At 37.9% G+C, this 16162-nt stretch carries 16 protein-coding genes and 1 riboswitch; of the genes, 3 read left to right on the forward strand and 13 right to left on the reverse strand.

Translation table 11 applies throughout. The features are described from left to right. Nucleotides 1-8: 8 nt before the first annotated feature. The 10 genes from ACWATA_RS13340 to ACWATA_RS13385 all read right to left on the reverse strand — a co-directional run bounded on the left by ACWATA_RS13340 (nucleotide 9) and on the right by ACWATA_RS13385 (nucleotide 9987). Nucleotides 9-146 (reverse strand): hypothetical protein, encoded by a 138-nt coding sequence (locus ACWATA_RS13340; protein ID WP_186806706.1) that lies wholly within the window; start codon nucleotides 144-146, stop codon nucleotides 9-11. A 128-nt stretch (nucleotides 147-274) separates the two neighbouring features. Further along, nucleotides 275-1609, reverse strand: coding sequence for an FAD-dependent oxidoreductase (locus tag ACWATA_RS13345; protein WP_028413450.1), 1335 nt, complete (start codon nucleotides 1607-1609; stop codon nucleotides 275-277). A 240-nt stretch (nucleotides 1610-1849) separates the two neighbouring features. After that, nucleotides 1850-2287 carry a YrvL family regulatory protein gene (locus tag ACWATA_RS13350; protein ID WP_033578903.1) on the reverse strand — a complete coding sequence of 146 codons (438 nt, stop codon included), beginning with the start codon at nucleotides 2285-2287 and terminating at the stop codon, nucleotides 1850-1852. Nucleotides 2288-2584: 297 nt separating this feature from the next. After that, complete coding sequence (locus ACWATA_RS13355) at nucleotides 2585-4666, reverse strand: DNA topoisomerase III (RefSeq protein ID WP_033578902.1); 2082 nt, start codon at nucleotides 4664-4666, stop codon at nucleotides 2585-2587. Between the two features lie 127 nt (nucleotides 4667-4793). Further along, nucleotides 4794-6446: a DUF2339 domain-containing protein gene (locus tag ACWATA_RS13360; protein WP_033578901.1), complete on the reverse strand. Its 1653-nt coding sequence runs from the start codon at nucleotides 6444-6446 to the stop codon at nucleotides 4794-4796. 173 nt (nucleotides 6447-6619) lie between these two features. Continuing rightward, nucleotides 6620-6856 carry a hypothetical protein gene (locus tag ACWATA_RS13365; RefSeq protein WP_098627183.1) on the reverse strand — a complete coding sequence of 79 codons (237 nt, stop codon included), beginning with the start codon at nucleotides 6854-6856 and terminating at the stop codon, nucleotides 6620-6622. Between the two features lie 101 nt (nucleotides 6857-6957). Then, nucleotides 6958-7401 carry a hypothetical protein gene (locus ACWATA_RS13370; protein ID WP_033578900.1) on the reverse strand — a complete coding sequence of 148 codons (444 nt, stop codon included), beginning with the start codon at nucleotides 7399-7401 and terminating at the stop codon, nucleotides 6958-6960. 151 nt (nucleotides 7402-7552) lie between these two features. Then, nucleotides 7553-8581: a spore photoproduct lyase gene (splB, locus tag ACWATA_RS13375; protein ID WP_025752275.1), complete on the reverse strand. Its 1029-nt coding sequence runs from the start codon at nucleotides 8579-8581 to the stop codon at nucleotides 7553-7555. A 112-nt stretch (nucleotides 8582-8693) separates the two neighbouring features. Further along, a complete protein-coding gene (locus ACWATA_RS13380) occupies nucleotides 8694-8942 on the reverse strand; it encodes a transcriptional regulator SplA domain-containing protein (protein ID WP_436669254.1) in 249 nt (82 codons plus the stop codon). A gap of 85 nt (nucleotides 8943-9027) precedes the next feature. Beyond that, nucleotides 9028-9987, reverse strand: coding sequence for a LacI family DNA-binding transcriptional regulator (locus ACWATA_RS13385; protein WP_034265859.1), 960 nt, complete (start codon nucleotides 9985-9987; stop codon nucleotides 9028-9030). A gap of 124 nt (nucleotides 9988-10111) precedes the next feature. On the opposite strand from ACWATA_RS13385, the gene ACWATA_RS13390 reads away from it, so the two are divergent. Continuing rightward, a complete protein-coding gene (locus ACWATA_RS13390) occupies nucleotides 10112-10240 on the forward strand; it encodes a hypothetical protein (RefSeq protein WP_255219815.1) in 129 nt (42 codons plus the stop codon). A gap of 39 nt (nucleotides 10241-10279) precedes the next feature. On the opposite strand, the gene ACWATA_RS13395 is transcribed toward ACWATA_RS13390, so the two are convergent. The 3 genes from ACWATA_RS13395 to ACWATA_RS13405 all read right to left on the reverse strand — a co-directional run bounded on the left by ACWATA_RS13395 (nucleotide 10280) and on the right by ACWATA_RS13405 (nucleotide 13555). Then, nucleotides 10280-11590, reverse strand: a complete 1311-nt coding sequence (locus tag ACWATA_RS13395; protein WP_098627181.1) for a Na+/H+ antiporter NhaC family protein — start codon at nucleotides 11588-11590, stop codon at nucleotides 10280-10282. Between the two features lie 85 nt (nucleotides 11591-11675). Continuing rightward, nucleotides 11676-11782, reverse strand: a riboswitch (SAM riboswitch). Nucleotides 11783-11883: 101 nt separating this feature from the next. Beyond that, the gene (locus ACWATA_RS13400) at nucleotides 11884-12651 is read right to left on the reverse strand and encodes an ABC transporter permease (RefSeq protein WP_098627180.1); all 768 of its coding nucleotides are present in this window, start codon (nucleotides 12649-12651) and stop codon (nucleotides 11884-11886) included. Then, the gene (locus tag ACWATA_RS13405) at nucleotides 12644-13555 is read right to left on the reverse strand and encodes an ABC transporter ATP-binding protein (RefSeq protein WP_034265850.1); all 912 of its coding nucleotides are present in this window, start codon (nucleotides 13553-13555) and stop codon (nucleotides 12644-12646) included. The genes ACWATA_RS13400 and ACWATA_RS13405 overlap by 8 nt, the downstream gene beginning before the upstream one ends. 170 nt (nucleotides 13556-13725) lie before the next feature. On the opposite strand from ACWATA_RS13405, the gene ACWATA_RS13410 reads away from it, so the two are divergent. Both ACWATA_RS13410 and ACWATA_RS13415 read left to right on the forward strand, forming a co-directional pair. Further along, on the forward strand, nucleotides 13726-14166 hold the full coding sequence (locus ACWATA_RS13410) for a YtoQ family protein (protein WP_098999817.1): 441 nt from the start codon (nucleotides 13726-13728) through the stop codon (nucleotides 14164-14166). Between the two features lie 364 nt (nucleotides 14167-14530). Then, the gene (locus ACWATA_RS13415) at nucleotides 14531-16150 is read left to right on the forward strand and encodes an ABC-F family ATP-binding cassette domain-containing protein (protein WP_013083037.1); all 1620 of its coding nucleotides are present in this window, start codon (nucleotides 14531-14533) and stop codon (nucleotides 16148-16150) included. Nucleotides 16151-16162 lie beyond the last annotated feature (12 nt).

The raw sequence follows: 16162 nt of genomic DNA on the forward strand, positions 1-16162 counted from the left end.
TGGACTGCTTATGACACGGCAATTGATTTCCGTGCAAGGCTTCGCTTTCCGCAGGCGGCCGCTGAGCCTCCTCGTCGCTTTCGCTCCTGCGGGGTCTCACCTGTTCCGCTTTTCCCGCAGGAGTCTTCGCCTTGCCCTCCAATCAATTGCTAGAAGGAACGAAACAAATAAAACGATGTACACCATCACAAAAAAAGCGAACCACTCATCGAACAGGTTGATGAATGGTTCGTTTTTTACTTGGACTCAACTACTTTTGTCCCAGCCTCTTTTTTTATGCTTGAAGCGCTTGAAGCCCTGCTTGGTTTAAGAAATGCCAAGGCTTATTAAAGTGGGGTTGAAAGAAAAAGTCCATAAAGCCAAGCTCATCGATCGTCATTTCCTGCTGTACGCATACGGACAATGTATTAATTGCTTGAGTAGCATCAATTTTAGAAATAACCTGTGCACCTACAATTCGTCTCGTTTCTTCTTCATATACTACTTTTAACGTAATATTTTCGTACGTTGGCATGAATTCTGGTCGGTTATTTTCTGATATTGTGATACTTTTCACATTCATATCAAAAAGAGAAGCCGCTGTTTCAGTTATGCCGGTAGATGCAACATTGTAATCATAAATATGCAAGCCTGATGTTCCTTGTGTTCCCATATACTTGATCGTCGGTTTAACAAGGTTTTGAGCAACTAATGTTCCCATTCTAACCGCATTTGTAGCAAGCGGAATATAGGCATGTTTCTTAATCGGATTGTAGTAAATCGCACAGCTATCTCCGGCCGCAAATATATCTTTTTTGCTTGTTTGCATATATTCATCAACCACAATTGCGCCGTTTGGAAGCATGTCTACCTGCCCTTTTACTAAGTCTGTGTTTGGACGAAAGCCAACACACAAAATAACAAGATCCGCTTCATATTCACCTGCAGTTGTCACTACTTTTTCAACAGATCCATCGCTGCCTGCAAATTTAGTAACCGCTTGGTTTAATGCTAATGTAACTCCCCGCTTTTTAAATTCCGTTTCCATCAAGCTTGTAAACTCTGGATCAAGATATTTATTTAAAATACGATCAGCACTATCAATGAACGTGACTTCTTTTCCATACACTTCAAAGGCTTCTACTAATTCTGCACCAATATAACCCGCACCAATTACGGCGATTTTTTTTGCTTGTTTTGCTTTTTCGATAATGTGATTAGCATGCTGATAGTTTTTACAAAGCACAACATTATTTAAATCGATGCCTTCAAGGTTTGGAATAATCGGCCATGATCCAGTCGTCATCACTAATTTATCAAATGTATCTTCAAATTCTTCGTTTGTTTCTAAGTTTCGCACCGCTATTTTTTTGTCTTCTGTATCAATATTCGTCACTTCATGTTTCATTTTCATATTTACACCCATCTCTTGCAATTCAGACGGTGAAGAGTAAAATAAACCATTTGCATCTTTTACGACCCCGCCTACATAGAGCGCAATTCCACAAGACAAAAATGAAACATTATCATTTCGCTCATAAACTGTAATTTTAGCTTCTGGATAAAGTTCTGCCATATTTTTCACTGCTGCTGTTCCTGCATGTGTACACCCTACTACTGCAATTTTCATAGATGATATCCCCCTTAGGATTATAGAAAATATAATTTGTGAAGTTTTTCACATATATTGTGAAATGTTTCACATATCTTTTACAATTCTTATTATACAAACATGTTTGTTCTTTTTCAAGAGATATGTGAAAAAAATCACATACTTTTTTAAAAAAATATGTTACAGAGTTCTTTAAATAGCATTGAAGCTTGATATGATGCACTTTTTTTGTTGATGCGCTGCTGATGAACAATTTCATCAGCTTGTTTTTTTACGTAGAAACTCACTATCCAATGCACTCTCTAACAAAAAAAATAAACCGGATAAAATAATCATCGCTAAAATAGATACACGGATTCCGCTTACAAGCAAGTCTGCTATATAAACCGATAGAAAAGTAAAAAATATGTCCACAAAAGCTGCAGATGCTACAAATAATACTCTGTTCATCCTAGCATTCTTCATTAAAAAAATAAGCGCCTTTGAAAAAAGCTCTGTGATAGAGCCAAACACAAAAATAAAAAATAGAAATAAACATATGGCCCAGTAAGAGTCATACTCCACTCCCATCACTCTAAGGAAGCCTATAAAACCAAAAAAGTAGCTTCCCATTAAGATAGCTAAAATGATTAGTACCATCGCTCCTGCTATAAAGAACGCAATTAAACGATCCATTCCCTTGCTTTTTCTTTTCATTGTTCCATGCCACCTTACTTATGATTCAATCCGTATTATACCAAAAAGAGGACGAGACATAACGAAACGAATCCATTCTAAAAACAAACAACTAGTACACATGAGCGGAGTCACTTTGGACACCGCCTTTGATTTCCGTGCAAGACTTCGCCTTGTCCTCCAATCAACTGCTAGAAAGACCTACACACGAAACCTACATTTACCACAACAAAAAAACGAACCACGAATCAAACATCTTGATCAATGGTTCGTTTTTCACTTTGTCTAAAATCTTTTTGTCCTAGTCTCTTTTCTACTTTACTTATCTTTTTTATCTTGAAGAGCTTGTTTTAAAGCATCTCCCAAGCTTGAACCAAATGCTCCGTCATCGTTGTATTTGTTAAGAAGCTTTCGTTCTTCTCGTTTTGAAATCTTTTTCTTTTTATCCTCGGCTTTTTCCACTACTTGACATGAACGGCATTGGAAATACGTACCTGCTTTTCCTGAATGAATTTCCATTCGTTTATGACACTGCGGACAGCGTCGGTTCGATAGTTTAGGGTCTTTTGCGCGTCTATAGCTGCACTCAAGGCTTGAACAAACGAGCACTCTTCCTTGCTTTGTTTTCTTTTCTTTTAAGAACGAACCGCATTCCGGACATTTAGAGCCCGTTAAATTATGAGGTTTGTACGTTTGATTACTTGTTTTTACTTGCTTGACTAGCTTTTCTGTTTGTTCGCGAATATTCGTTAAAAACTCTTTTGCATTTCCTTTTCCTTTAGCAATTGCTTCTAAGTCACGTTCCCATTTAGCCGTAAGCTCAGGAGACTTTAACTCGTCTGCTACTAAGTCAATCAGCTGCTTTCCTTTTTTTGTTGCGTGCAGACGGTTATTTTGGCGATCAATGGATTCGTTTTGCAGAAGTTTTTCAATAATATCTGCGCGTGTTGCCGGCGTACCTAAGTTGTGTTTTTCCATTTGTCCAAGAAGATCGGCTTCTGTATAGCGCTGCGGCGGCTCTGTAAATGCACTTTTCATCGTTACATTTTGAATGAGCAGCTTGCTGCCTTCTTTCATATCAGGCAGCTTCACCGTTGCTTCTGAGTCTCCACCAGAAACTTTTTTGAAGCCTGCATTCACAACTTGCTTTCCGCTCGCTACCAACAGTTCCCCGTTTACTTCAAGCTCTGCTTTAACCACTTCATACTCATATGCAGGATAAAACAATGAAATAAATCGCTTTGCAATTAAGTCATACAGCTTTCGTTCATCAGCTGATAAGTCCTGTAAAAACACAGGCTGATCCGTTACGATAATCGCATGGTGATCACTTACTTTTTCATTATTAACCACTCGCTTTGGCAGCTGTGCATTTTTTAAAATTGGACGAACTTCTTCTTTATATACAGCAGAGATGCTTTCCAAGCGCTCTTTCATAGTGGAAACCATATCTGTTGTTAAATAACGAGAATCTGTACGTGGATACGTGACTAACTTATGCTGTTCATATAACTTTTGAAGTACATTCAATGTCTTCTTAGCAGAGAAGTTAAAGCGTTTGTTAGCGTCGCGCTGCAGTTCATTTAAGTCATAAGGAAGCGGCTGCGCTTCTTTATGGATTTTACGCTTGATTGTTTTCACAACTGCTTCACCTGATAATTTTGAGTGCAGCTCTTTTGCACGTTTTTCATCAAAAATGCGCTTTTCATTGCCCTTTTGCCAAGCTGCTTCAAACGACGAAAACTGAGCTGTAAGCGTCCAATATTCACTAGGTTTGAATGTGTTAATTACTTGTTCACGCTCAATTATCATCGCAAGCGTCGGTGTTTGTACACGTCCTGCTGATAATGGTTCTTCGTATTTAGTCGTTAACGCTCTCGTTACGTTTAAACCGATAAGCCAATCGGCTTCTGAACGGCAAACTGCTGAATCATACAAACGATTAAACTCTTTTCCTGGTTTTAGCTGTTTAAACCCGTCACGAATCGCTTTGTCCGTTTGAGACGAAATCCAAAGACGTTTAAACGGCTTGTTCCAGCGTACCTTTTCCATAATCCAGCGTGCTACAAGCTCTCCTTCACGCCCTGCATCAGTCGCAATAATTAACTCGCCAATATCCTTTCTTTTTGCTAGATCGGATACTGTACGAAACTGAGAGCTCACTTTACGAATTACTTTTAGTTTCATTTTCTCAGGCATAATTGGCAGATCTTCTAATCGCCATGTTTTATATTGGTTATCATAATCCTCTGGTGTTTGTAATTCAACTAAATGGCCGAGTGCCCATGTTACGACATACTTTGGCCCTTCAATATACCCTTTTTTTGTTTGTGTGCTGCCAAGCACGCGCGCAAGATCACGTGCTACACTTGGCTTTTCTGCTAATACAAGTGATTTCATTTTATGTATACCTCCAATTCACTTGTTCCATTATACATGATTGTATACTTTTTGTACGACTTCAAGATTAAGTTTACATAACCATATTATAATAAATAAAGCTGAAGAATTTCTCTTCAGCTTCTAGCTACTTCTTTTTATAAAATAGTCGCGAGATAATTAAACCGATAGCTCCTAAAACGATAAATAACAAGGCTCGTATAGCCATTGGGATAAAAGGTAAATCATATAAAACGAGTTTAAAAAGTGTTAAGAACAAAATGCCCACGCCGACATATGTTGCTGTTTTAAAATTTCGAAGTGATCCTATTACGAATGCAGCAATGGACAAGCATAGCCAAACGGCCGTCATAATAAGCGTTTGTGTATTAGCGGAAAGATCAGTGGTTCCAGCGACCGTCACTTCCGTTGCAAAAATTAAAGAAAGAATAGAAAAAACAATACTTCCTCCAATTTTGAATGTATCGTGCTCATCTTTTTCTGTTTTTTGAATACTGATCCATACAAATACTAGAATAGAAGCTAACACAACAACCCAATTTAATGTCGGAAGGGACAGCACTTGTTCGATTGGTGTAACTAAGATATACGTGGCACTCAGTATATAAATCGTATAAGAAAACAGTTGATGAAGTAGATTTTTATACGTCATGGCGATATAGTAAACAGCAAGTCCTTGAATCACATATAAAATGACTCCTTCTCTTAAATCGACGAGCTGATGAATAAAAAACGCTACTGCAACAATTAAATAGGTAATAAAAAATTCAAATTTCTCCTTAGAACTTCTTACTGTGTAAACACCTAATGCGTAAATAATAACTAGCGCAAGCAGCACCATGGTGGTCGTGCCATCGTCAAAAACGGCAAGCAGCCAGCCGTACGTAGCTGCTAAACTCGATAGAAGGGTAAACGCATATACTTGGAGTACGGATTGTGATAGAAAAAAGCTAGAAATTAAGCATAAATGCTGAATCAGAATCGCCATACCTAATAACGCTTTTACACCATTATCACCAACAAACGAGTAATAAAGGAGTAGCGTAAGATTTAATAGTACCGCGGAAAGAACATATAAAATTGAATACTTTTGTTTGATTGCCACATATAAAAAGGCAATATACAGAAGCGTTTCATAGCCAATGAAAACCAGAGCATTAGGCGAATTACTTTCAATAAGAAAAGGAACTAGTACGCCTCCAACCGCGCTAATAATCCCTAATGCCTGTGAACGATAAAAGACTGTCGCGATCATCCCTAAGATAATCCAGCTCGTATTTAGTATAAAAGCAAGCGTTGGTCCTGCTAAATGATATAGGCTATGCATCGCAAACGTCGTTAACATGAGAATAGGAATAGCTCCTCCTACAAGTACTTGCCCGAGCACCAGCCTACCCTTTTTGATTTGGAAATGACCTGTTACAGCAAAACCTATCGAAACAACGAAACCGAGAACAACTTTTGCTTTTTCATTCATTAATCCATAGTCAGAGGCTGCTTTAAATCCCCATAGCACGCCAATAATAAATACGAAAATAAAAATTCTCGGCAGCCATGTTTGAAAAAGGACTTTTTCCCAATCAACAGGCTCTTCTATTGCCTGTGAGCTTTTAGCTGCTGTTTGAGCAGGACGTTTAGTCGTCTCCTGGCGCAGCTTGGGAGGAGCGTGAACTGGTGGTCTTGGAGAATTTGTTTTATATACAAGCGACTTTAGCTTGGCTACGTCTTCTTCTAAACTGCTTATTTTTCGTTCAAGCTCTTCTATTCTTTCGTTTTCCATATTTCCTCACCCTTTCTCTTTAAAGTATTTGTGATTTTTATATGTATACCTTACAGCACTTAACTATTATACCATTAAAAGGAATATCACTTAGAAACATTCTATTTTTAGCAAAAAAAAATACAGCGCCCTTTTCAAAAGAAAAGTTCGTTGTATAGGATGTGCTGCCTTTTTTATGTCACTTTCTCGCTGTATGTACTATGAAATCCCGCTTCAATGTGGGCTACTTGAAAGCTATGATGACCAATTAAATATTTAACAATATCCACACGGTCAATTTTAACTGGCTTATTGTTCATTGCTTCTCGCACCATAGATTGAAATGTTTCTTTGCAAAACTTCTTTTCATGAAGCAGAATCGTTTCACAATACTCTTCATGGTCTCCCTCTGAAATACGATAATAATGCATTTCTTTCACCCCTTTTTAATGTTATACCTATTACATACCCCAAATATTGCTATTTTAACAAATTAATTTTATTATTCTTTATTTTTCCATTTGTATATAATTTACAGCGCAACGTTTCGAAACTCATCGTTATAAATGCTAATTTGAAGACGCTGAGAAAAACGTTCTTCTTCAATGTAGGTCTCAGGCATTAATCCAACAGGATATACCCTCGGGTTTTCGCCGCTTCCTAATATGTATACATACATCTTTCCTTCGCTTGTATATCGAACTTTCGTCGAAATACCTCCTTGCCCTTGAAGAGGCGCATAAACCGCTCTTACATTATCTCTAATTTCTTGTACAAATCCATGTAGTTCAACATCCGAATCGTAATAGTGGTTTGCTTCATACAAGCCGTAAATACGAGACTTATCGATATCACATAATATGTTCCAAAATTCAGATAAATCTTCTTGGAACAACACTTGAATAAAATTTCGTGCAGCTTCTTGCTGTTCTTTTGTTAATTCTTTTGTTAGCGCAAACTCTTCATTTTTTAACATCTCAGTCACCTCCCTTATGTATGTAATACGACAAGAGATACAAATAACCTCTTTTTTCAGCTTATTAGCAACCAATTTATTTTTCACATTAAAAATTGAAAAGCTATCTCGACTAAGATGTCAAAATAACTCTTCAATTACTGTAGAATAATTACGTAAAATACTCGATTTTCGCATTTGGAAAATACTGATCAATGTAATATTCCAACGTCTCTCTTAATTCTTGTTCTTCATCTTTTGCGTATACATACTTTCCAATCCCGTAACGCCCCCATTTGTAGCGGCGCTCTTCTTCATTCATCTCAAGCTTTGTTTTCGGATAGTTTTTCTCAATCACCCGTTTGGCCGGCTTGGTAAAGCGATGCTGAATCATTTCAAATGTAATATCATCTCTTGACTCTTCAGGTATAGAAGCATCAAGCTTTTCAAACAGCTGACGGTATCCCTCTTGCCAACCTTCATGGATGTAAATAGGCGCCACAATAAAGCCAAGTGGATATCCGGCTTTTGCAACTTTATTAGCAGCTTCAATCCGGTAATCAAGAGGAGATGTACCAGGTTCAAAGTTTTTTATAACATAATCTGCGTTTATGCTAAAGCGAAAGCGCGTGCGACCATTATGTTTAGCATCCAATAAATGATCCACGTGATGAAACTTAGTCACAAAGCGCAGTTGACCTAGTTCACTTTCCCCAAAATATTCAATTGCGCGCTTTAATGAATGTGTTAAATGATCAATTCCTACGATATCAGATGTACAAGCCGCTTCAAATCGCGTTATTTGAGGGGCTCTTTCCTGCATATATTGCTCTGCTTGACCTAATATTTCTTCCACATTCACGTACGTGCGAATATATGGTTTGCTTCCCATTGTTGTCTGCAAATAACAATAGTGACAGTGCCCCATACACCCTGTTGCAAAAGGTATTGCATATTCAGCTGACGGTTTAGATGTATCAAATTTCAAGGTTTTACGCACACCAACTACTAAAGTAGACTTGGCATTGCGGTATTTTTGCAAATCATTTTTTCCCGGTATATTACGCACTTGATTATGAGAAGTTGTTTGACGAATCTCAATTCCCATCTTCTCAAATTTTTCTTTTAATTGAACACCAAGCGGGTACTCCATTGCTCCTGGCTCAATGTATACTAATTGAGGTACAAAAGGTTTTATCATCATGTACACTTCCTTTTTTCTAATACTAATAGCGTTTGAAAAATAAAAAGACTCTATCCGTGGTAATTATTTTTTAGATCAAAAAAGACTCTCTATTTAAGAGAGCCTTGCGTCAATTATATTGTTCATAATCAAATATCTTGTTATACATGTTCTCTGCTTCTTCATACGTTGAATACACAGCATCATCTTCAGCTAACAAATGATAAGACTCATGCAGAAACAGCGCTTTTTCACCTTTATTTTCAGGATGTTCAACAATTTCAGCTTGATTAATATTGGCAACGTTTGCCGTATGAGGATTTCGGTAAATAACAAATACTTGATCTCCTACTTGATATTCTTTTTTCTCCACGATCATCATCCTTTTCTTTTTTCTTTACTCGTATGATGTCCGCTTTTACTCATTTTATCCGATAAAAACACGCGGTGAGATCATCAAGAATTTATACGCTTTTACGCTCAATAAACCGAAAAGGAAGCTCAATTTTTTGAGGATCCTTGCTCCTGACTAGTTTAAAAAGCGTTTCGCCCATTTCTTTGAGAGGAAGTTCGATCGTTGTGATTTGTAAATAAGAAGAAAGCGGATGATTATCAAAACCAATAATAGCTAAATCGCCTGGAACTGATATACCCGCTTGTTCGCACTGAGCTTTTATACCAATAGCGACTTGATCGTTTGTTACTAAAAGCGCCTGAGGCCGATTTTTCATCTGCACCAATTTTTTCACCACTTTTTCACCATCTGTCACGTTCAAACAGCCTTGAAACACCCATTCCGGATGATAAGGCTCATTTATTCTTTCTACATATTCTTTGTATGCTTGCTGCCTCTGTTGACTATTTGTACCCGTCATTCTTCCAATACAGTAGCCAATATCCGTATATCCTTTTTCTTTTAAATACATGAGCGCTTTCTTAAAAGCTGCATAATGATCAACGTATACGGAGCGAATAGAACGATTTTTTACGTTTTCGCACACGGCTATCGGCCCGTACTGCTGATAATATTCAATCGTGCTCCAGCTGCCTGCTCTAGAACAAATAATCACTCCATCAACCTGCTTTGTTTTTAGCATATGAAGCGCTTCTTCTTCTTTTTTTACATCATAGTTCGTCTGACAAATAACAAGCTGATACTGCTTTTCTAACGCTTGAGAGGCCACTCCTTCTAAAAGCAGACTGAAATAAGGATGATTAATAAAAGGCAAGACGACAGCAATCATATTTGTTTTCCCTTTTGATAAGTGAACGGCATTAATGTTTTGTTCGTAATTAAGTTCTTGAATTACTTCTTCTACCAGACGGCGCTTTTCTTCTTTTACATACGGATGATGATTTAAAACCCGTGACACGGTCGAAACAGATACACCAGCTTTTTTTGCGATATCTCGGATATTTGTCATGTTTTCACCTTTTTCTCTTGCGCTGAAACGCGTTTCATACTTTATTCTCATTATAAAGTGAAACAGCAATAAGCTAAACCCGTTACAATCATGTTTTTATTCACTTATATAAGGAGGTCATATCATGGGTATTTTATTATTCATTTTATTATGCGGAATTGAAATCGGAGGAGCGGCTTATGCACTTAAACAAAATGAGACACTTTGGAAGGAGCTAGATGAAAAAAAGCCGACTGATTTTTTCAAACAGTAAAAAACCCTTAAAAAGAATGTTCTTTTTAAGGGTTTGATATTACGCAGCTTCTTTAGATGATTTTGATTTTTTATTTAAACGAGGAAAGCCAATTACAATCGCAATGATACCGCAAACCGCTGTTAACATTGGATAGAATGTAAATGGAATAATCTCAACCGGTGAAACTTTAGCAAATCCTGCTGCGAGAAGCATTTGTGCACCGTAAGGGATAAGCCCTTGAACGCTGCATGAAAACAAGTCGAGCAGACTGGCTGATTTACGATTATCAATTGAATACTTATCAGAGATTTCTTTCGCTAACGGACCTGCTGTAATAATTGAAATCGTGTTATTAGCCGTGGCTAAATTGGTTAAACTTACTAATCCAGCGATGCTGAATTCTCCGCCTTTTTTTGTTTGAATGCGTCGTGTTAATAGGTTCAATAAGAACTGAATACCACCGTTATAGCGAATGAGTTCAACCATTCCGCCAATTAAAAGAGATAAAATAATTAATTCCGACATTCCGCCAATACCTTCTGTCACAGTTTTAGCAAGAGAAGAAAGCGTGTAGCTTCCGTCAGCTAATCCAATTACGCCGGCTAATACAATTCCTCCGGTTAAAATGCTTAATACGTTTGCACCAAATATGGCAGCAACGAGTACGCCGACATAAGGCAAGATTTTAAACCAGCTAAAATCTTTAATTTCTACTGATGACGTATTGCCTAGCGTCATTACAAGTAATAAAATCACTGTAACAATCGCTGCAGGAAGGACAATAAAAAAGTTTACTTTTAATTTATCTGACATATTTGTTTTTTGCGTACGAACTGCCGCAATGGTCGTATCAGAGATTACGGATAAATTATCTCCAAACATTGCACCACCAACAACAGCAGCAATTGCCAATGTAATGGATACATGCGCCTGCTCACTGATTCCTACAGCGATAGGCCCTAACGCAGCGATCGTTCCCATTGACGTTCCCATCGAAATTGAAATGAATGCGCCAATAACGAAGATTCCGACTACCACTAAGCTTTGCGGAAGCACAGACAGAGCTAAGTTTACCGTTGAATCAACAGCTCCCATGCCTTTAGCGACTTGAGAAAAAGCACCTGCCAAAATAAAAATAAGTACCATAATAATGATATCAGGATGCCCTGCTCCTTTAGCAAAACGTTCCACTTTTACATTAAGTGAATCTTTGCGGTTCATAGCCAGCGCCACGATGGCTGCAATGATAATAGCTACTAATACAGGCAGCTTATAAAAATCTCCCGTTATAATTCCTGATCCGACAAACAGGACTAAAAAGATGCCCAGCGGTAACAGCGCCCAGCCGTTTCCTTTTTGTTGTTCCATTCTTAACACCTCTTGTTTACGTAATAAAAAAAGACCTCTTCTTATTGATAAGAAGAGGTCTCTTATTTGTATCATAAGATTACCCTTCTCATCTTCCAAACGAAACATCGTCTGCTGGATTTGGCACCGCACTGCGTACAGCCAGTTGCCGAGACATCCTAGGGCCAGTCCCTCCGTCTCTCTTGATAAGAAGTTTATAGTTGTTTTAAAAATAGTCTTTCACTACTGTAATCTCTTTTTATTTAATTGTCAAATGCTATTTTAGAAAAATATATAGTGTGAAAATTCTCACATCAATTAGCTACGTCACGTTTTAAAAACGCCACCCACGCTACGCCCATAAAGAAGACAAAGTGTGCAACTAAGATGAAGATTGAAAATGGAATTGTCATTCCGTCAAACATCGTCTTCATTCCGTCCATATACTGCACAAAGTTTGTGTTGGCGAACAGTAAAAATTTCCCCCACCATAAACCTAGCTCTGATACTAGTCCTGTTACAGCTTTTGCGCCGATACTTATGACAATAGCTAGACTTGAAGCAAGCGCGCTGTTTCTAAATAAAGACGACAGCATAAAAGCAAACGTCATCATCATAAACGTTTCCATATACGCGCTGTCATACGTAAGCGTAATGTTTTTAAGCAGCTGCGCATCTCCTTCTAGACTGGCAAATCCAAAGAACAATGCTCCCCATACAAACGAAAAAAGCAAATAGCTCAGCAAGTAATACAAGCTAATTAAAACGAGCGTTATGTACTTGGACGTTAAAATCGTTGAACGTCTAGCAGGGCGAATTAAAAGAAGCTTAATGGTACCCGCTTCAAACTCTTTTGCAACCATTGATCCTCCAACAGCAAGCGCGAAAAATTGAACGAGGATCAGCATGCCTGCACTAAATGACAGGAAATTCAATATGTTGTCTTCCGTTCCTGCGCTGTTTGCTACTTTCTTCATTAAAAGAGCCATACAAAGAGTTAAGATGCCGATTGTAATAAACGTGACTTTTGTACTTCTTTTGTAAAACCATTTCATGTGTTCATTTTGAATTAACTTAAGCATGGTGCTCTCCCTCCGTAACGGACATAAACGAATCTTCAAGCGTCTCATAAACAGGAGTGATTCGGTAGACTAAAATATCGCTGTCCACTAATTTTCTATTCACAGCTGGAATTTGTTCTTTCATAATCACTACATCAATACTATCGGATTTTATTGTTACTTGGAATTCTTGAGATAAAAGATCCGCTGCTTGTTGCACGTCAGATACTTCAAATTCTACATACATCCCTTGATCTTGACGATTTGGAGATAGATCTTGAACAGCTTTTAACTCGCCGTTTTGAATAATACCAACGCGGTCACATAATGCTTCCACTTCTTTTAATAAGTGGCTCGCGATTAAAATTGAAATACCTTCTTCCCTGCAGAGGGTTTGTAAATATGTACGAAATTCTCTCATTCCCGCTGGGTCTAGACCATTTGTTGGTTCGTCTAGTAAAAGCAATGCAGGCTTATGTAAAATAGCTTGAGCTACTCCTAAACGCTGTCTCATCCCAAGGGAATACGTCTTCACTTTTGCATGAATGCTGTTTTCAAGCTTTACTAGCGCAATCACTTCATCCAAGCGTTCTGCCGTGATCCCTTCATGCATATTCGCAAAGTGTTTTAAATTTTGATAGCCCGTCAGATAATCATAAAACTCAGGGTTTTCAATAATCGCTCCAATTGATTTCATAGCTGAAGTAAACTGTTCTTTTAAAGGAAACCCATTGACGGTAATTGTTCCCTTTGTTTCTTTAATGAGTCCTACTACGGTACGAATTAGCGTTGTTTTTCCAGAGCCGTTCGGACCAAGCAATCCGAAAATCTCACCGCGCTCAACCGATAAGGATACATCATGCAAAATGGTTTTCTTCCCAATTACTTTACTAACATGATCTACTTGTAGCACTGTTTCTGTCATCAGGTACATCCTTTCTTTAATTAGCAATACGCTTTCTATTGTTTCTCTTTTTTAACTATTTGTCTACTATAACCTTATTTTTGGAAAAGTAGCCCATTCAAATCATTCGTATTATCCGCTTACATTTGATAAAATAAAACAAACTTTAGTTAGAGGAGGACTTCTACATAATGAACTTAACCGTATACCTTGCCGGGCAAATTCATGATAACTGGCGAGACGAAATTAAAAACCAAGCGGAACAATTAAACCTTCCCCTTACCTTTGTCGGTCCCATGACAGACCATGACCGCTCCGACAACATTGGAGAAGAAATTTTAGGAAAACAGCCTAACGCTGTCTTAAAAGATGAAGCTGCTTCTCAAATTAATAATTTACGCACGCAGGTGCTCCTTAAAAAATCTGATGTGGTCATTGCTTTATTTGGTGAAAAATACAAGCAGTGGAACAGCTCAATGGATGCAGCGACAGCCATCGCATTAGATAAACCGCTAATTTTGGTTCGCCCTGAAAAACTGCACCACCCGCTTAAAGAACTGTCAAACAAAGCCCAAGTTGTAGTCGAAACGCCAGAACAGGCTCTTCAAGCACTAGCTTATATTTTTGAATAATAAATTTAGAAAGCTCTCAGGTTATTCCTCAGAGCTTTCTTTCGTTTTGAACATAAAAGTGAAGCGTGAAGAGTCGTTTTTTAAACCGTCTATGTTTTTCATAGATTGTATCCGTATAGCTCGATAAAATGAAAAACAATGTATATTCAACAATTTCTGTTTCCCTGAATATATTAGTTTGTCACTCAGTGTTTTGGTGAATGCTAGAATAATCAAGCGTTACCGCTCAAAAAATCCCTTAAATGGTTGACGAGTGCTTAAAGTGTCGGTTACACTTTATGTTTGAAATATTGTATTCATATCGCTCTTATCTCAAAAGAATGGTATAATTTTATAGATATTGAATTTGGAGGACTGCTCATACATGATTACAGTTAGTAATGTAAGTTTACGATTTGGCGACCGAAAGTTATTTGAAGATGTGAATATTAAATTCACGCCTGGTAACTGCTATGGATTAATCGGCGCAAACGGTGCTGGAAAATCAACGTTTTTAAAAATTTTATCTGGTGAAATTGAATCTCAGACTGGTGATGTACATATGGGCCCTGGCGAACGCCTTGCTGTCTTAAAACAGAACCACTTCGAATATGAAGATCAAGAAGTTATGAAAACCGTTATTATGGGGCACGCTCGCCTTTATGAAGTAATGCAAGAAAAAGATGCTATTTATATGAAAGCAGACTTCACAGATGAAGACGGAATGAAAGCAGCTGAGCTTGAAGGTGAATTTGCTGAATTAAACGGTTGGGAAGCAGAATCAGAAGCGGCTATTCTTTTAAAAGGATTAGGTATTTCTGAAGATCTTCACGCCAAAAAAATGGCTGAACTAACGGGTAGTGAAAAAGTAAAAGTGCTTCTTGCACAAGCTTTATTCGGAAAACCTGATGTATTACTTCTAGATGAGCCTACGAATAACTTGGATATCCAAGCAATTCAATGGTTAGAAGAGTTCTTAATTAACTTTGAAAACACAGTCATTGTTGTATCACATGACCGTCACTTCTTAAACAAAGTATGTACGCACATTGCTGACCTTGACTTCAGTAAAATCCAAGTCTACGTTGGTAACTATGATTTCTGGTATGAATCAAGTCAATTAGCACAAAAAATGGCGTCAGATGCAAACAAGAAAAAAGAAGAAAAAATTAAAGAGCTTCAAGCCTTTATCGCTCGCTTTAGCGCAAATGCATCGAAATCAAAACAAGCAACGTCTCGTAAAAAATTGCTTGATAAAATTTCATTAGATGACATCCGTCCTTCTTCTCGTCGTTACCCATACGTGAACTTCACGCCGGAACGTGAGATTGGAAATGACGTACTTCGCGTTGAAGGTTTAACAAAAACAATTGACGGCGTAAAAGTACTTGATAACGTAAGTTTTATTATGAATAAAGATGACAAGATTGCTCTTGTAGGCCGAAACGAACTTGCAAATTCAACATTAATGAAGATTTTAATGGGTGAAATGGAAGCAGACAGCGGTACGTACAAATGGGGTGTCACAACCTCTCAAGCCTTTTTCCCAAAAGACAACTCCGAGTACTTTGAAAACGGAGATTTAAACTTAGTAGACTGGCTGCGTCAGTATTCACCTAATGATCAAAGCGAAAGCTTCTTACGCGGTTTCTTAGGCAGAATGCTATTCTCTGGTGAAGAAGTGTTGAAAAAAGCCAACGTTCTTTCCGGAGGAGAAAAAGTTCGCTGTATGCTTTCTAAAATGATGCTAAGCGGTTCGAACGTTCTTTTACTAGACGATCCTACGAATCACCTTGACTTAGAATCAATCACAGCACTAAACAACGGACTTATCAGCTACAAAGGTTCAATGATTTTCACATCTCATGACCATCAGTTCGTTGAAACGATTGCGAATCGTGTGATTGAAATTACGCCAAACGGAGTAATTGACAAGCAAATGACGTACGATGAGTATTTAGAAGACAGCAACCTGCAAAAACAAGTAGCTAGCATGTACGCTTAATAAAAAATCCCC

The sequence above is a fragment of the Priestia sp. USM5 genome, from assembly GCF_058323215.1.

What these genes read in the sequence shown, in the direction of transcription:
- ACWATA_RS13345 (WP_028413450.1), bottom strand. Translation starts at nt 1,609, where the DNA reads ATGAAAATTGCAGTAGTAGGGTGTACACATGCAGGAACAGCAGCAGTG.
- ACWATA_RS13410 (WP_098999817.1), top strand. Translation starts at nt 13,726, where the DNA reads ATGAACTTAACCGTATACCTTGCCGGGCAAATTCATGATAACTGGCGA.
- ACWATA_RS13360 (WP_033578901.1), bottom strand. Translation starts at nt 6,446, where the DNA reads ATGGAAAACGAAAGAATAGAAGAGCTTGAACGAAAAATAAGCAGTTTA.
- ACWATA_RS13370 (WP_033578900.1), bottom strand. Translation starts at nt 7,401, where the DNA reads ATGTTAAAAAATGAAGAGTTTGCGCTAACAAAAGAATTAACAAAAGAA.
- splB (WP_025752275.1), bottom strand. Translation starts at nt 8,581, where the DNA reads ATGATAAAACCTTTTGTACCTCAATTAGTATACATTGAGCCAGGAGCA.
- ACWATA_RS13365 (WP_098627183.1), bottom strand. Translation starts at nt 6,856, where the DNA reads ATGCATTATTATCGTATTTCAGAGGGAGACCATGAAGAGTATTGTGAA.
- ACWATA_RS13355 (WP_033578902.1), bottom strand. Translation starts at nt 4,666, where the DNA reads ATGAAATCACTTGTATTAGCAGAAAAGCCAAGTGTAGCACGTGATCTT.
- ACWATA_RS13385 (WP_034265859.1), bottom strand. Translation starts at nt 9,987, where the DNA reads ATGACAAATATCCGAGATATCGCAAAAAAAGCTGGTGTATCTGTTTCG.
- ACWATA_RS13395 (WP_098627181.1), bottom strand. Translation starts at nt 11,590, where the DNA reads ATGGAACAACAAAAAGGAAACGGCTGGGCGCTGTTACCGCTGGGCATC.
- ACWATA_RS13390 (WP_255219815.1), top strand. Translation starts at nt 10,112, where the DNA reads ATGGGTATTTTATTATTCATTTTATTATGCGGAATTGAAATCGGAGGA.
- ACWATA_RS13350 (WP_033578903.1), bottom strand. Translation starts at nt 2,287, where the DNA reads ATGAAAAGAAAAAGCAAGGGAATGGATCGTTTAATTGCGTTCTTTATA.
- ACWATA_RS13400 (WP_098627180.1), bottom strand. Translation starts at nt 12,651, where the DNA reads ATGCTTAAGTTAATTCAAAATGAACACATGAAATGGTTTTACAAAAGA.
- ACWATA_RS13405 (WP_034265850.1), bottom strand. Translation starts at nt 13,555, where the DNA reads ATGACAGAAACAGTGCTACAAGTAGATCATGTTAGTAAAGTAATTGGG.
- ACWATA_RS13380 (WP_436669254.1), bottom strand. Translation starts at nt 8,942, where the DNA reads ATGATCGTGGAGAAAAAAGAATATCAAGTAGGAGATCAAGTATTTGTT.
- ACWATA_RS13415 (WP_013083037.1), top strand. Translation starts at nt 14,531, where the DNA reads ATGATTACAGTTAGTAATGTAAGTTTACGATTTGGCGACCGAAAGTTA.